Source organism: Pseudomaricurvus sp. ABR4_320, assembly GCF_056159445.1.
In genome coordinates this window covers 1-206 of record NZ_JBSWVF010000142.1, presented here as the reverse complement: position 1 = coordinate 206, position 206 = coordinate 1, and the positions used below count along the sequence as shown (strand labels likewise).

Below are 206 nucleotides of genomic sequence, written 5' to 3'. Positions count from 1 at the left end.
AAGTGCAACTCTTGAGGAGTTGGTTAGAGGGTAAGCTGCTGTATCATTGACAGTTCCTTCTAACCGCCAAGCAAGAGGAGCGCAATGAGTTACGAACAGCTTACCCAGGAAGAACGATACCAGATTCACGCCTACTTGAAAGCAGGCTTTAACCAATCCCAAATAGCCTTGGAAATGAATCGGGACAAATCCACGATCAGTCGTGA

Annotated in this window: 1 protein-coding gene; it reads left to right on the top strand. The window is 46.6% G+C overall.

The genetic code is table 11. From position 1 onward, the window contains the following. Positions 1–84: 84 nt before the first annotated feature. The coding region (locus ACXAFR_RS27730) for a helix-turn-helix domain-containing protein (RefSeq protein WP_475183490.1) at positions 85–206 on the top strand (122 nt) is incomplete at its 3' end.